The 15211-nt window shown below is 71.3% G+C and carries 13 protein-coding genes; 3 read left to right on the top strand and 10 right to left on the bottom strand.

Features of this window, described 5'->3' with window-relative positions; all coding sequences use genetic code 11:
* Positions 1-4 precede the first annotated feature (4 nt).
* From AB8998_RS02330 to ssd, 3 genes are read right to left on the bottom strand one after another with little or no spacing between them, the layout of a single operon-like run.
* Positions 5-805, bottom strand: a complete 801-nt coding sequence (locus AB8998_RS02330) for a type II secretion system F family protein (protein WP_369736653.1) — start codon at positions 803-805, stop codon at positions 5-7.
* On the bottom strand, positions 802-2001 hold the full coding sequence (locus AB8998_RS02325; protein WP_369736652.1) for a TadA family conjugal transfer-associated ATPase: 1200 nt from the start codon (positions 1999-2001) through the stop codon (positions 802-804). The genes AB8998_RS02330 and AB8998_RS02325 overlap by 4 nt, the downstream gene beginning before the upstream one ends.
* Positions 1998-3101, bottom strand: a complete 1104-nt coding sequence (gene ssd, locus AB8998_RS02320) for a septum site-determining protein Ssd (RefSeq protein WP_369736651.1) — start codon at positions 3099-3101, stop codon at positions 1998-2000. The genes AB8998_RS02325 and ssd overlap by 4 nt, the downstream gene beginning before the upstream one ends.
* A gap of 428 nt (positions 3102-3529) precedes the next feature.
* Between ssd and AB8998_RS02315 the strand changes: the two genes are divergently transcribed.
* The gene (locus AB8998_RS02315) at positions 3530-4387 is read left to right on the top strand and encodes an HAD-IB family hydrolase (RefSeq protein WP_369736650.1); all 858 of its coding nucleotides are present in this window, start codon (positions 3530-3532) and stop codon (positions 4385-4387) included.
* A gap of 448 nt (positions 4388-4835) precedes the next feature.
* On the opposite strand, the gene AB8998_RS02310 is transcribed toward AB8998_RS02315, so the two are convergent.
* The 6 genes from AB8998_RS02310 to AB8998_RS02285 are packed head-to-tail and all read right to left on the bottom strand — an operon-like array spanning position 4836 to position 11212.
* Positions 4836-5594: an oxidoreductase gene (locus AB8998_RS02310; protein ID WP_369736649.1), complete on the bottom strand. Its 759-nt coding sequence runs from the start codon at positions 5592-5594 to the stop codon at positions 4836-4838.
* Between the two features lie 6 nt (positions 5595-5600).
* Positions 5601-7211: a dipeptide ABC transporter ATP-binding protein gene (locus tag AB8998_RS02305; protein WP_369736648.1), complete on the bottom strand. Its 1611-nt coding sequence runs from the start codon at positions 7209-7211 to the stop codon at positions 5601-5603.
* The gene (locus tag AB8998_RS02300) at positions 7208-8068 is read right to left on the bottom strand and encodes an ABC transporter permease (RefSeq protein WP_369736647.1); all 861 of its coding nucleotides are present in this window, start codon (positions 8066-8068) and stop codon (positions 7208-7210) included. The genes AB8998_RS02305 and AB8998_RS02300 overlap by 4 nt, the downstream gene beginning before the upstream one ends.
* Complete coding sequence (locus tag AB8998_RS02295; protein WP_369736646.1) at positions 8061-8987, bottom strand: ABC transporter permease; 927 nt, start codon at positions 8985-8987, stop codon at positions 8061-8063. Before AB8998_RS02295 ends, AB8998_RS02300 begins: the two co-directional genes overlap by 8 nt.
* A gap of 4 nt (positions 8988-8991) precedes the next feature.
* Positions 8992-10629 carry a peptide ABC transporter substrate-binding protein gene (locus tag AB8998_RS02290; RefSeq protein ID WP_369736645.1) on the bottom strand — a complete coding sequence of 546 codons (1638 nt, stop codon included), beginning with the start codon at positions 10627-10629 and terminating at the stop codon, positions 8992-8994.
* A gap of 37 nt (positions 10630-10666) precedes the next feature.
* Entirely contained in the window at positions 10667-11212 is a 546-nt protein-coding gene (locus tag AB8998_RS02285; RefSeq protein WP_369736644.1) for a DUF4232 domain-containing protein, read from the bottom strand.
* A gap of 160 nt (positions 11213-11372) precedes the next feature.
* Between AB8998_RS02285 and acs the strand changes: the two genes are divergently transcribed.
* Positions 11373-13331: an acetate--CoA ligase gene (acs, locus tag AB8998_RS02280; protein WP_369736642.1), complete on the top strand. Its 1959-nt coding sequence runs from the start codon at positions 11373-11375 to the stop codon at positions 13329-13331.
* A gap of 1 nt (position 13332) precedes the next feature.
* On the opposite strand, the gene AB8998_RS02275 is transcribed toward acs, so the two are convergent.
* Positions 13333-14031, bottom strand: coding sequence for a S1 family peptidase (locus AB8998_RS02275; protein WP_369736640.1), 699 nt, complete (start codon positions 14029-14031; stop codon positions 13333-13335).
* Positions 14032-14398: 367 nt separating this feature from the next.
* Between AB8998_RS02275 and AB8998_RS02270 the strand changes: the two genes are divergently transcribed.
* Entirely contained in the window at positions 14399-15070 is a 672-nt protein-coding gene (locus AB8998_RS02270; RefSeq protein WP_369736639.1) for a cutinase family protein, read from the top strand.
* The last annotated feature ends 141 nt before the right edge of the window (positions 15071-15211 follow it).

The raw sequence follows: 15211 nt of genomic DNA, 5'->3' as shown, positions 1-15211 counted from the left end.
CTTCTCATGCGACTAGCCGATCGGTGATGCGATCCGACCACAGCAGCCCCCCGCACGCCAGGGTCGAGCCAGCGACCAACAGCCATCCGCCCGCGTGCCCACCCAGCAGGAAACTCAGCGGCCGCGCGCCGATCAGCTGACCGAGAAGCACGCCCGGGACCGGGAGCCCGGCCAGGATGGCGGCGGTGGCGCGGGCGCCGGCCAGGCCCGCGGCCACGCGCACCGAGAAGCGTTGCCGCTCGGCGATATCGCGCTGCGCGGCGCGCATCAGGGTCGCTATCGCGAGGCCGTGGTCACCGGCCAGCTGCCAGCACACCGCGAGTCGATCCCACTGCGCGGGCAGCGACGACGAACCCGCCGCGGCGCGCAGGCCGGCGGCCACGTCGGCGCCCAGCCGGGCCCGCGCCGCGACCGAGCGCAGCGACACCGCGACCGGGCCGCCGGTCTCGTCGGCGGCGACGCCGAACGCACGCACCGGGTGGGAGCCCACCTGCAGCTCGCCGACCACGACGTCGAGGGCGGTTTCCAACGTCCGGCCCTCGTCCATGGCTCGCCGGATCCGGCGGCGACGGCGGTGCCGCAGCGTCGCCGTCGCACCCACGACCGCGCCGGCCAGGACCGTCGTCGACGGCAGCACCGCGGCGGCCGCGACAGCGGTGCCCGCAACGATGCCCCCGGCCGCGCGCGCGGGCAGTCCGACCCACCGGCGCCCGGCAGCGCCCGGGGTGAGACGGCTGCGCGACGATCTGGGCAGCACGAGCAGCGCCAGCGCCAGCAGCAGGGCACCGGCGGCGGGGCCGCTCATGGCGGCATCCGGTCGCACAGCAGGCGGCGCAGCTCGCCGGCACCGTCGGACATTCCCCGTCCCACCCGCCACGCCGTCACCGCCCGGACCCGCCCGTCCACCGGACGCAGCACGGCGATCTCGGTCAGCCTGCGAGCGCCGGCGCCGTCGCGGGCCACGTGCAGCAGCACCTGTACCGCCGCGGCGAGCTGACTGTGCAGGGCGGCCCGGTCGAGACCGCCGAGGGCTGCCAGCGCCTCCAGCCGGGCGGGAACCTCGGCCGGGTTGTTGGCGTGCACGGTGCCCGCCCCGCCGTCGTGGCCGGTGTTCAGCGCGGCGAGCAGATCGACGACCTCGGCGCCCCGCACCTCCCCGACGACGATGCGGTCGGGCCGCATCCGCAGCGCCTGGCGGACGAGTTGGCGCACCGGCACCTCGCCGACACCCTCGACGTTGGCGCAACGCGCGACCAGCTTGACCAGATGGGGGTGGCTGGGCGCCAGCTCGGCGGCGTCCTCGACGCAGACGATCCGTTCGGTGGGCGCGACCGCACCCAGCATCGCCGCCAACAGCGTCGTCTTGCCCGCCCCGGTCCCGCCGCACACCAGGAAGGCCAGCCGGGCAGCGATGACGTCGGCGACCAGCGCCGCGGCCTCCGGATCGATGGTGCCTGCCGCGGCCAGGGCCGCCAGGTCCTGGGTGGCGGGCCGCAACACGCGCAGCGACAGGCAGGTCCCCGCGAGCGCCACCGGTGGCAGGACCGCGTGCAGCCGCACCGCGCGGGGATCCCGGGGATCCCGGGGATCCAATGCGCCGCCGACGCCGGTGAGCTGGCCGTCGACCCACGGCTGCGCGTCATCGAGACGCCGACCCGCGGCCAGCGCCAGGCGTTGCGCCAGGCGCCGCACCGCGGCCTCGTCGGCGAATCGGATCGCGGTGCGGCGCAATCCGTTTCCGTCGTCGACCCACACGGCATCGGGCGCGGTCACCAGGACGTCGGTCGTGCCCTCCGCGCGCAGCAGTGGTTCGAGGATGCCGGCACCGGTCAGCTCGGTCTCGAGCACCCGCAGATGGGCGAGCACCTCGGTGTCCCCCAGCATGCCGCGGGATTCCGCGCGGATCGCGGCGGCGACCACGTCGGGCCGCAGAGCGGATCCCGGCGGCGCGGACTCCGCGGCCAGCCGTTCCCGCACGCGTTCGATGAGGGATCCGTTCATGCCGCCCTGCCGAGCTGGGGAGCCCCGGCCCGGGGCAGCACGGCGAGGACCCGGCGAGCCGCCGTGTGCAGCGGCGATCGCCGCCGGGGTGCCAGGCCTCCGCGCTCGAGCTGGTCAGCGAGTTGGGGCTGCGCCCTCATCGCCGCCAGCAGCGGCAGGCCGGTGACCTCGGCGATTTCGGCGGCCCGCAGGCCGCCCGGCGCCGGGCCCCGCACGACCAACCCGACGTTGGGGTTGATCGCCGTCAACGGCGCGGCCGTCGCGGCGGTGGATGCACACGCCCGCACGTGGCAGGGGCTGAGGACCACGACGAGATCGGCCGCCTCGAGCGCGGCCTGGGACGCATCGGCCGGGCGGCGGGGCAGATCGCATACCACGGTGACTCCCCCGCGCCGGCCGGCATCGATCACGGCCTCGACGGGTCCCGCCTCGAGCTCGTAGGCGCGCCGGGTGCCCGACAGCACGCTGATGCCGCGATGCCGGGGCAGGGCATCGCGCACGGCCGGCCAGGTCAGTCGGCCACCCCGCAAAGCCAGGTCGGGCCAGCGCAGGCCCGGTGCGGTCTCGCAACCCACCAGCAGATCGAGGCCACCGCCCCACGGATCGAGGTCGACCAGCAGGGCGCAGGTCGCCGCGTGCGCGAGGGCGGTCGCAAACAACGAGGCGCCCGCGCCACCGCAGCCCCCGACGACGGCGACAACGTCACCGCGCAACCCGTCGTCACGCACCGCCTCCGCGGCGTCGGCGAGTTCGCCGATCAGCTCGTGCTCCTGCCCGGGCAGGATCAGCACCCGTTCGGCACCGGCCGCGATGGCCGCGGCCCAGGTCGCAGCGGCGGGTTCGGCGGCGGTCAGCACTATCACGCGGCCGCGCCGGGGCAGCGCAGCCTGCCCGCATCCCCGCGCCGCCGCCTCGTCGAGCAGCACCGCCGCGGCGGCCGCCCAGTTCTTGCGGCTCACGGGCGGCCCGCCACCCGCGTGGACGATCCGGACCCCGACGGCCGCGGCCATCCGGTCCACCTCGGAACGCAGCGGCGGATCGCCCAACACCGCCAGCACGATCGACGACCCCGCCGCCGGGGTCTGTGCGGTACCGGTCATCCGTCCACCCTGCGGCGCGGCGATCATGGGACGCCAGTCCCAAAGCCGAATCTGTTGATAGAGACGCAACTGTGCACAAACGCGTGCGCACCGCAGCGGATCACGTGCTTCCCGCAACGAACGGACGAATCGGGCAGGCCGCCCGGCAAGGAGATTTTTTACCCCAGAAAAGGGACGACCCCCGCCAGGGGGGGAGGAGGCGAGGGTCGTCGTGTATCAGCCCCGGGGGGTCGGGCTGATACACCCTCGGCTCAGGCCGAGTAATGCTTACTATACACATGACAGTGCGGACTAACGCAAGTGGTAGTTCCAGCCGAATCAGACGTTGAGGCGAAAAGACGCTGCTCATCCATGTACGGCGGTCTCTCCGGCTAGCGTTTTTGGTGCAACACCACGGCACCGCCCGATGACCGACCTATGCTGGGTCGGTGACCGTCTCCGACCCGGCCGCACAACAGCAGGCACCACCGGAAGCTCCCGCGGGCGGGTTTCCGCAGGCCCGCACCGCCGCCTTCTTCGACCTGGACAAGACGATCATCGCCAAATCCAGCACGCTGGCATTCAGCAAACCCTTCTTCGACCAGGGCCTGCTCAACCGCCGCGCGGTGCTCAAATCCAGTTACGCCCAGTTCATCTTCCTGCTCTCCGGTGCCGATCACGATCAGATGGACCGGATGCGCGCCCACATGACGAACATGTGCAGCGGCTGGGACGTCGAACAGGTCAAGGCGATCGTCAACGAAACGCTGCACGACATCGTGACGCCACTGGTATTCGCCGAAGCGGCGGACCTGATCGCGGCGCACAAGTTGTGTGGCCGTGATGTCGTGCTGGTTTCGGCGTCCGGAGAGGAGATCGTCGCGCCGATCGCGCGGGCGCTGGGCGCCACCCACGCGATGGCGACCCGCATGGTCGTCGAGGGCGGCAAGTACACCGGCGAGATCGCGTTCTACTGCTACGGCGAGGGCAAGGTGCAGGCGATCAAGGAATTGGCCGCCCGCGAGGGTTACCCGCTGGAACACTGCTACGCCTACTCGGACTCCATCACCGACCTGCCCATGCTGGAGGCCGTCGGGAACCCCAGCGTGGTCAATCCCGACCGCAGCCTGCGCAAGGAAGCCATCGAGCGAGGCTGGCCGGTGCTGGTCTTCTCCCGGCCTGTGTCGCTGCGCGACCGGATCCCCGCCCCGTCGGGCGCCGCGATCGCCACCACCGCCGCGGTGGGCATCAGCGCGCTGGCGGCCGGAGCCGTCACCTACTCGCTGCTGCGCCGCCTGGGAGTCTGAACCCAGCAAACCGGCGACCCGAACTCGCCGGGCGCATTCGCATTCTCTGCGGATTCGGGCCTTGCCGCGCCCAGGGTCTAGTAGTACAAAGGAAACCACGGAAGCCCGGCAAGGCCTAGCTCGAACCGGAAGAGAAGGTTCGATCTCCCGACCCGGGCGCCCAGCACGGTTCTCGGCACCCACGCGGAGTCATAGCCGCGATAATGGCAGAAGTGTTGCGGGCCTGCGTAATTGCGAATCTTCAAGGTATCGCGGTCCTTTGGGTGGGACTGCAGCCGTGGGGCGTCGCAAGATCGCCGAGGCCAACCCACGCAGCCCAGAAATGCACGCCTGGTAACCGGGTTCCGTGCTGGCGGGCGGCGGGCCGACAATTGTCGGAACGTCGCCCGCTTCGTATTTCCCGACGATTCACCGGACACGTTCCCGGGAGCCGCTGGCTACCGATCCGCTAGCGGCCCGAGAGCGCGTCGGCGATCGCCACCGCGTCCTGCGCGCCGGCTTGCAGCGCCCGGCAACACATCAGCAGCCAGGCCCGAACCCCCTCGGGGGAGCCCTCGGCGAACCCCTCGGCCGCGTCCCGGTAATCCGCCGGCCGGCGCATCCACGCGACCTCCGGCACCCCCAGCCCGTGCGGGTCCAGCCCGCCGGCGATCGTCACCAGCCGCGACACCGCGCGGGCCACCACGCCGTCCGCGCTGCCGAAAGGCCGGAGCGCCAGCAGCTCTCCGTGCGCCACCGCGGCGATCACCGGGGCCGGCGCCCGAGTGCGACCGGCGACCAGGCCCGCCAGCAGCTCGAGTCGCGGCCCAACCTCGGCGCCGGCCCGCGGCCGGCCCAGCCGCTCCTCGTCGACCTGGTCGGTGGCCGCCAGCACGTGCAGCCGGGCGAGCGCCTGCAGCGGCGCCCGCCGCCACACCCCGACCACCGGGCCCTCGCCGCCCTCCAGCGCCTGCGCCACCCGCAAAGCCCCGGCCAGCACGGGGTCGCTGACCTGGGCGGTCTCGCCCGGATCGTCGACCCGCCCGGGTCCGCCGTCGAGCACCGACGAGGCGCGCGCCGCCCGCAGCGCCGCCTCGGCCGCGGTGACCGGCCAGCCCCGCAGGTTGGCCCGGTGCCGGTGCGCCCGGCTCAGCGCGTCGCGGGCATGGTCGGCGGCCTCGGCCACGCCGGGCAGCCCCATCAACGGAGCCAGCGGGTCATCGGTCACGGGTTCTCAACCTAGTCGGGGGCCGGGAATGGCCTCCAGCAACTGCCGGGTGTACTCGTGGCCGGGCCGGTCGAACAACTCGCCGGTGGGCGCGTACTCCACCGCCCGTCCGGCCCGCATGACCAGGACCTCGTCGGCGATCTGCCGGATCACCGCCAGGTCATGGCTGATGAACAGGTAGGCCAGCCCGAGCTCGGCCTGCAGGCCGGCGAGCAGGTCCAGGATCTGCGCCTGCACCACGACGTCGAGCGCCGAGACCGCCTCGTCGCAGACCAGCACGTCGGGCCGAAGGGCCAGGGCCCGGGCGATCGCGACCCGCTGGCGTTGACCACCCGACAGCTCACGGGGCAGCCGGCCCAGCACCGACGACGGCAGCGCCACCTGGTCGAGGAGTTCGCGCACGGCCCGCGCCCGCTCCTCGCGGTCTCCGATGCGGTGGATCCGCAGGGGTTCCTCGATGGCGCGGAACACCGTGTACCTGGGATCCAGGCTGGCGTAAGGGTTTTGGAAGACCGGCTGCACCCGCCGGCGAAACGCGAGCTCGGCGTCCCGGCCCAGGCTGCCGTCGATGCGGGTGCCGTCGAACACCACCGTGCCCGCGCTCGGTTCCAGCAGCCCGAGCACCATGCGCGCCAGGGTCGACTTGCCGGATCCGGATTCTCCGGCGATCGCGAGCGTGCCCGCCCGGCGCAGCCGGAACGACACGGCGTCGACGGCCCGGAACTCGGTGCGCCGCCACGGCGCCCCCCGCGACTCGCGGTAGACCTTGCTCAGCCCCGACGCGACGAGGATGTCGCCCGTGGCCATGCCGGCCGCCTTCCGGCGCGGGCTGCGAACCGTCAGCGACGGCGCCGCGGCGACCAGCCGCCGGGTGTACTCGTGTTGCGGATTTTTCAGGATCGCCGCTGCGGCACCGGATTCCACGACCGCACCACGGTGCACGACGACCACCGACTCGGCGCGTTCGGCGGCCAGCGCCAGGTCGTGGGTGATCAGCAGCAGGGCGGTGCCCAGTTGCTCGGTGAGCCGCTGCAGGTGGTCGAGCACCTGCCGCTGGACGGTGACGTCCAGCGCGGACGTCGGCTCGTCGGCGATCAGCAGGCGGGGCCGCCCGGCCAGCCCGATCGCGATCAGCGCCCGCTGGCGCATGCCACCGGAGAGCTGGTGCGGATACTTGCCGGCCTGCCGCTCGGGATCCGGCATCCCCGCCTCGCCGAGCAACTCCACTGCACGCCGTCGCGCCGTGCGGCCACCGGCGTTGGCCCGCAACGCTTCCCGGATCTGGAATCCGACGCTCCACACGGGGTTGAGGTTGGTCGCCGGATCCTGGGGCACGTAGCCGATCGAGCGGCCCCGGATCGACCGCAGCAGCCGGGGGCCGGCTGAGGCGATGTCACGCCCGTCGAAAACGATGCGCCCGGCTGTGATTCGCCCGCCCGGGGGCAGCAGCCCGAGGATGGCGGCGGCCGTCGTGGACTTCCCCGAGCCGGATTCGCCGACGACGGCGACGGCCTGCCCAGGCAGCACGCTCAGGTCCAGCCCGCTTACCACCGGCTGCTCACCGAACCTGACCTCCAGGCCCTGCACCGACAGCAGCGGCGCCGGTGGAGCGGTCACGGCCGCACCGCCCGCGACGCCGGATCCAGCGCGTCGCGCAGCGCGTCGCCCATCATCATGAAGGCCAGCACCGTGACCGCCAGGGCGCCGGCCGGGTAGAACAAGATGGGCGAGCCCGAGCGCAGGCGGGTCTGCGCGACGTTGATGTCGCCGCCCCAGGAGACCACCGACGCCGGCAGCCCGATCCCGAGGTAGGACAGCGTGGCCTCGGTGACGATGAACAGACCCAGGGCGATCGTGGCCACCGCGACCACCGGCCCCAGGGCGTTCGGCAGCGCGTGCCGCAGCAGTGTCTGAAAGTTGCTCATCCCCAACGCCCTGGCGGCAAGGACATAGTCGGCGGCCCGGACCTCCAGCACCGCACTGCGGGCGATCCGGGCGACCTGCGGCCAGCCGAACAGGGCCAGGATCGCGATCACCGTCCACACCGTGCGCTGGCGCAGGACCTGCATCAGCACGATGGCGGCCAGCAGCAGCGGCAGCCCGAAGAACACGTCGGCGACGCGGGAGACCACCGCGTCCAGCCAGCCGCCGTAGAACCCGGCCAGCGCGCCCAGTGCGCCGCCGACGACGAACACCGCCAGGGTGGCGCCGAGCCCCACGGTCACCGAGGCCCGCGCCCCGTAGACGGTGCGCGCGTAGATGTCGTGGCCCTGCAGGTCGGTGCCAAACCAGTGGGCCGACGAGGGGGGCAGCAGGCTCTGGGCGGGGTCGGCGTAGGTCGGGTCGGCTCCGGTGAACAGACCCGGGAACGCGGCGACGGCCAGGATCAACAGGATCAGCGCGGCGGCGACGACGAACTTGGGACGCCGGCGCAACCCGGCCCACGTGTCGCGCCAGAAGCCCCCCTCACCCATAGCGGATCCGCGGGTCCAGGGCGGCATACAGCAGATCCACCGCCAGGTTCGTGACCAGGTAGACCAACACCAGCACCGTCACGATCGACACCACCGTCGGCGCCTCCTGCCGGGTGACCGCCTGGTACAGCACGCCGCCGACGCCGTGGATGTTGAAGATGCCCTCGGTCACCATCGCCCCGCCCATCAGGGCCCCCAGGTCCGCACCCAGGAACGTCACCACCGGAATCAGCGAGTTGCGCAGGATGTGCACCGCCACGACGCGGGGCCGCGACAGCCCCTTGGCGGTGGCGGTGCGGACGTAGTCGGTGTGGGCGTTGGCCGCGACCGCGGACCGGGTCAGGCGCAGCACGTAGGCGAACGACACCGATCCCAGGACGATCCCGGGCAGCAGCAGGCGCGCGAACGTCGACCGCTCGCCCACCGTGACCGGTGCGACCCCCAGCCAGATGCCGAACACGAACTGGGCCAGGAAGCCCAGCACGAAGATCGGGATCGCGATCAGGATCAGCCCGGTGACCAGCACGGTGGCATCGAAGACCCCGCCCCGGCGCAGCCCGGCGGCCACCCCCAGGCCGACACCCAGCACGGCCTCGACGGAAAGCGCGATCAGCGCCAGCCGCAACGTGACCGGAAAGGCATGCGCCAGAACGTCGCTCACCGGCAGGCCGGAGTAGGAGCGGCCCAGGTCGCCGTGCAGCACGCCGCCCAGGTAGCGCAGGTACTGCAGCAGGAACGGGTCGTCGAGGTGGTAGCGGGCCCGCAGTTGCGCGGCCACTTCCGGTGTCAGCGGCCGGTCCCCGGCGATCGCAGCCACCGGGTCTCCGGGCAGCAGGAACACCATGCCGTAGATCAGCAGCGTGGCCCCGAGGAAGACGGGCACCATGGCGGCGATCCGGCGCACGACGTACCAGCCCATCGCATCAAGCCTTGACGATGCGCTCGTAGTCGGGCAGGCCGTTCCAGGTGACCGCGACTCCGCTGACCCGCGACGACCATCCCACCACCCCGATGTAGTCCCACAGCGGGACGACGGGCATGTCGCGCAGGAGGATTCGCTGCGCGTCGTTGGCCAGCGCGTCGGCCTGCCGCAGGTCGTGCGCCGCTTCGGCGGTCGTCAGCGCCGAGTCGAACTTCGCGTCGGAGTAGCCGACGTCGTTGGAGCCGGCGCCGGTGGCGAACAGCGGGGCGAGGAACTCGATCATCGACGGGTAGTCGCCCTGCCAGCCGGCGCGGAAGGCGCTGCCGATGGTGTGGTTGGTGATCTGGGTGCGGAACCCGGCGAACGTCGGCTGCGGGGCCCCGACGGCGTCGATGCCCAGCACGTTCTTGATGCTGTTGGCTACGGCGTCCACCCACTCGCGGTGGCCGGCGTCGGCGTTGTAGGCGATCACGTAGCGGCCGCTCCACGCCGAGATCCGGTCGGCTTGCGACCACAGCTTGCGAGCCCGGTCGGGGTCAAAGTCCAGCGCGTCGTTGCCGGGCAGGTTGGGGTCGAAGCCGGGTAGCGACTGCGCAGTGAAATCCCTTGCCGGGCTGCGTGTTCCGGCGAATATCTGCCGGCAGATCTGCGGCCGGTTGATGGCGGCCGACAACGCCAGACGCCGCAGCCGGCCCTCCTCGCCGCCGAAATGCGGCAGCCGCAGCGGGGTGTCGAGGGTCTGGTTGATCGCCGCCGGGCCGGCGGCGACGCGCTCGCCCAGGTCGCGCTTGTAGATCGGCAGCGCGCTGGGCGGCATCGTGTCCAGGACGTCGAGGTTGCCCGACAGCAGATCGGCGTAGGCGGTGTCGAGGTTGGAGTAGAACTCGAACCGCAGGCCCTTGTTGTGCGGCTTGCGGTTTCCGTGGTAGCCGGGGTTGGGCTGCAGGTCGATTCGGACGTTGTGCTCCCAGGCGGGGCCGTCCGGGCGGTCGGCGAGCTGGTAGGGCCCGTCGCCGATGGGGTGGCGGCCGAAGGCGGCCATGTCCCGGAACGCCGCGGCCGGCAGCGGATAGAACGAGCTGTGGCCCAGCCGCAGTTTGAAGTCGATGGTCGGCGCCTTCAAACGGACAGTGAATTCCAGGTCGTCGACCACGTGCAGCCCCGACATGGTGGTCGGACCCGCCTTCTCGCCGGCCGCCCGGCCGGTGACCTCGTCGAACCCGTCGATCGGGCTGAAAAAGCTTTGCTGCAGTTGGGCGTTGGCGCCCAGCGCCCCGTAGTTCCACGCGTCGACGAAGGAGTGGGCCGTCACCGGGGAGCCGTCGGTGAACGACCAGCCCGGCTGCAGGGTGATCCGGTAGTTGATGTTGTCGGTGGTGTCGATCGAGGCGGCTACCTCGTTGGCCGGCGTCCCGTTGGCGTCGTAGGACACGAGCCCGGCGAAGAGCCGGTCGATGATCCTGCCGCCGTTGCTGTCGTTGGTGCCGGTCGGGACGAGCGGGTTGGGCGGCTCACCGCCGTTGACCACCACCAGATCGGGGCTCAGTATCCCGCCGCCACACCCTGCCAGCGAGCCCAGCGGCGCCAGCGCCAGCACTACGGCGGCGACCAGCACCAGCCGTGCCCGCATCCGACGCATGACACCCGACCCTAAGCGAAGGGCGGCGGCGCGCGCGTCACTCGGGGGTCAGGGGGTGCACCTGCAGCAGGCAGGCGTAGATGCTGACCGGCACCATCAGCACCTCGGTGGTGTCGGGCGGGTTGACGAGCAACTCGGTGTAGGTGGGGCACGGGCCGCCGTGCTCGTCGACGGCCAGGCTTTCCACGACGGCACGGCCCCCACTCGACAGCGACAGGGTGACCGCGGGCGGCACGTCGACGCCGGGCGGCAGCCCGCCCATGTACCCGCGCAGGGTGGGTTCGGCATGGACCAGCGGGCCGCCGGTCCCGGTGTCCACCCCGGGATAGCCGGTCAGGGTGCACGGGTCCGCCCCGCCGGCCAGGGGGAAGATCAGGGTCAGTGCCCGGTGGCCCACGGCGCCCTCGGCCGGGGTCCCCGTCACCGCAATCTGGTCCGACCAGCACGGCGGCGGCTCGTCGGTGCCCTCGGCCGGCGCGGCCCCGGCCGGGGCTCCCAGCAGGGTGCTGGCCGCGCAACCGGCAAAAGCCGCGGCAAACCCGCGGATCGGGCGGCGGACGGGCCGCGCGTGGCGTGCCGGCACACCGGCGATTATCCGCTATCGGGGCCCCCTTTGACCTCGGAATGACGCGCGCGGCCGTATCATCGCGGGGCTAGGCTCACTAGACGGTCGGCGGGTCCGCGCCGGCCGAGTCGATTTCGCGGACCCAGCAAACGGCCGTACCTCGACTTAGGAGCAGCCCGTGACCGCCACCGGTACCGAAGGCCCGGCGTCGTATCCGCCGCCACCGCAGTTCGCCGAGCAGGCCAACGCCCGCGCGGAGATGTACCGCCAGGCCGAGGCCGACCGGCTCGGCTTCTGGGCCGCGCAGGCCAATCGGCTGTCCTGGGCGGCGCCGTTCACCGAGGTGCTGGACTGGTCGGCGGCGCCGTTCGCCAAGTGGTTCGCCGACGGCAAGCTCAATGTGGCCTACAACTGCGTGGACCGTCACGTCGAGGCGGGCCACGGCGATCGGGTCGCCATCCACTGGGAGGGCGAACCCGGCGACAGCCGCAGCCTGACCTATGCCGATCTGCACGCCGAGGTGTGTAAGGCGGCCAACGCCCTGACTGGCCTGGGCCTGGTCGCCGGCGACCGCGTCGCGATCTACCTGCCGATGATCCCCGAAGCGGTGATCGCGATGCTGGCCTGCGCCCGGTTGGGCATCATGCATAGCGTCGTCTTCGCCGGTTTCACCGCAAACGCGTTGCGGGCCAGGATCGCCGACGCCCAGGCCAAGCTGCTGATCACCAGCGACGGGCAGTTTCGCCGCGGCAAACCGGCGCCACTCAAGGAAGCGGCCGACGAGGCCACCGCGCCCGGCCCGGACGGACCGAGCCCGGTGCAGCATGTTCTGGTGGTGCGTCGCACCGGGATCGAGGTGCCCTGGACCGAGGGACGCGACCTGTGGTGGCACGACGTCGTCGAATCCGCTGCCGCCGAACACCTCCCGGAGCCCTTCGATGCCGAGCAGCCGTTGTTTCTGCTCTACACCTCGGGCACCACGGGCAAGCCCAAGGGGATCGTGCACACGACCGGCGGCTATCTCACGCAGGCGTCCTACACCCACTTCTACGTCTTCGACATCAAGCCCGAAACCGATGTATTCTGGTGCACGGCCGACATCGGCTGGGTCACCGGGCACACCTACGGCGTCTACGGCCCACTGTCCAACGGGGCCACCGAGGTGCTCTACGAGGGAACCCCGGAAACACCCACCCCGCACCGTCATTTCGAGATCATCGAAAAGTACGGGGTGACAATCTATTACACCGCGCCGACGCTGATCCGCACGTTCATGAAGTGGGGGCGCGAGATCCCCGACGCGCACGACCTGTCCAGCCTGCGGTTGCTGGGGTCGGTCGGCGAGCCCATCAATCCCGAGGCGTGGCGCTGGTACCGCAAGGTGATCGGCGCGGACAGCATCCCGATCGTGGACACCTGGTGGCAGACCGAGACCGGCGCCGCGATGATCTCCCCACTGCCGGGAGTCGCTGCGGCCAAGCCGGGTTCGGCGATGACGCCGTTGCCGGGCATCTCGGCCAAGATCGTCGACGATCACGGCAACCCGCTACCGCCCGGCGGCAGGCAGGGCGAACACGCCACCGGGTACCTGGTCCTGGATCAGCCGTGGCCGTCGATGCTGCGCGGCATCTGGGGCGATCCCGAACGGTACGCCGAGACCTACTGGTCGCGGTTCGCCGAGCACGGCTGGTACTTCGCCGGCGACAGCGCCTGGTACGACGCCGACGGCGCGATCTGGGTGGTGGGCCGGATCGACGACGTAATGAACGTCTCCGGTCACCGCCTTTCGACCGCCGAGATCGAGTCGGCGCTGGTCGGCCACTCGTCGGTCGCGGAGGCGGCCGTGGTCGGGATGACCGACGAGACCACGGGACAGGCGATCTGCGCCTTCGTCGTCCTGTGCGCCGACGTAGCGGTCCACGACGGGGTCGTCGACGAGTTACGCGCCGAGGTGGCACGCGAGATCTCGCCGATCGCCAAGCCCCGGGAGGTGCACGTGGTCCCGGAGCTGCCCAAGACCCGCAGCGGCAAGATCATGCGCAGGCTGCTGCGCGACGTCGCCGAAAATCGCGAACTGGGCGACACCTCGACTCTGCTGGACCCCGGCGTGTTCGACGCGATCCAGGCCGAAAAGTAGCTCAGGCCGCCGAGATCGGCGCGAACCCCGCGCCGGGACGGTGTTTGGCGTTGATGTCGGCCATGATCGCGCTGAACGACTGCACGACCGCCGGGGTGTGCAGCGGAATGTATTTGATGATGCAGGTCGGCAGGCTGTCGGTGAAGGCCCCGTGGATCATGCCGACCAGCATGTTGTTGACGGTCACCGGCGCGCCGGAGTCGCCGGGCCGGCCACAGACCTGCATCACGATGGTGCCGGGGTCCTGGCCGGGGCCCCAGGTGACGCCGCAGGAGTTCCCCGTCGTGCGGCCCTGCTTGCAAGCGATCTGACCGAAGGCCGGGTCCTCGCCGATGCCGTCGATCGGGAAGCCGTTGTAGTCGGCCACCGGTGTCACCTTGGCGGGATCGAACTTGATCACCGCGTAGTCGAGGTTGTCGTTGCCTGCGACCATGATGCCCAGCGGGCCTCTGTTCTCGTTGGCCTCGCTGGCGACCTTGGCGCCCGGACCGCCGCAGTGCGCCGAGGTGAACCCGATCAGCTCGCCGGCGGAATCGTTGCCGATCGTGGTCAACGTGCACATCGTGTCGCCGTTGATGACGATGCCCGCGCCGCCGCCCATGGGGACCTTGTCGCCGGCGGCCGCCGGCGAGGTCGGCAAACCGAGGGCCAATAACACGGCCACCATCGCCGCCAGGAAGCAACGGTGCACCGTCTGCAAAGCAACACTCCCATCAACCGGCCCCACATTTCGAGGGGCTCGATAAGTCTAGTCCGCCGGGGCGCCGGACCTCCGGCGTCGGCGCGCCCAGCAAACGGGGCCCTGAGCTTCTTGCGCCGCAAAAGGGTTTCGGCGCCAACTGTATGTCGTCCGCGAGGTCGTCGCTGTCCACGCGGTTGTGCGGTAACCTTCGCCATCGAGGAGAGCCGAAACCCGAAGCGAACGAAACTCAGTAGGCGGTCGGAAGAGAATGGACAAAGGCGGAAGGCTTGGCAACCCGATGCACCTGACGTCAGGAAAGTTTTCGCAGCGTCGACCCACAGAGTTCTCTCAGATTGAGCGCTGCTCGAACGGGCATTTATTGAGCATGAGTCAATGGCGCATCCCCCAATTGCTGGGCGCCGCCGCCCTCGCAGCCTGCGGCTTGGCCGGCGCGCCCGTCCCGTCCGTATCCGCCGCCTCCTGCCCCGCCGAACAGGTGGTGTTTGCCCGGGGCACCGGTGAGCCGCCCGGCATCGGCCCCGTCGGCGAGGCGTTCGTCAACCAGCTGCGCTCCCGCGTCGGCGCGAACGCACTCGGCGTGTACGCGGTCAAATACCCCGCCAGCGACCAGTGGGACACCGGCATCGACGGTGTCAGGGACGCCGGCGCACACGTCGTCTCGATGGCCAAGAACTGCCCCAACACCAAGATGGTGCTGAGCGGGTACTCGCAGGGCGCGGCCGTGATGGGCTTCGTCACCTCGCCGGAGGTGCCCGCCGGCGTCGATCCCGCCACGGTGCCCAGGCCGCTCGCGCCCGACATCGCCGACCACGTGTCATCGGTCGTGCTGTTCGGGTTGCCGAACGAGAGGGCCATGAGCTTCCTGGGCGAGCCCCCGGTGACCATCGGCCCACTGTATGAGCCGAAGACGCTCGAGCTGTGCATCGACAACGACCCGGTCTGCTCCGACGGGCTCGACTTCGCCCTGCACAACCCGAATTCCTACGAGGACGGAATGGTGGCCAGGGGAGCCGACTACGCCGCGAGCCACCTCTGACCGCTGGGTTCAGCCGCAGTTGTGGTGGCTCGACCCCGGCGCTCGCGGTTCTCGGCTGACCTCGTCCGGCGACGCACCGCATGGCAACATGAACCGCGACGACGCGTGCCGGGCAATCGAGTCCACGCGACGACGCGGGCC

It is taken from the genome of Mycobacterium sp. HUMS_12744610 (assembly GCF_041206865.1).
Classification (GTDB): Bacteria; Actinomycetota; Actinomycetes; order Mycobacteriales; family Mycobacteriaceae; genus Mycobacterium; species Mycobacterium servetii.
This window is presented reverse-complemented; position numbering and strand designations above follow the sequence as displayed.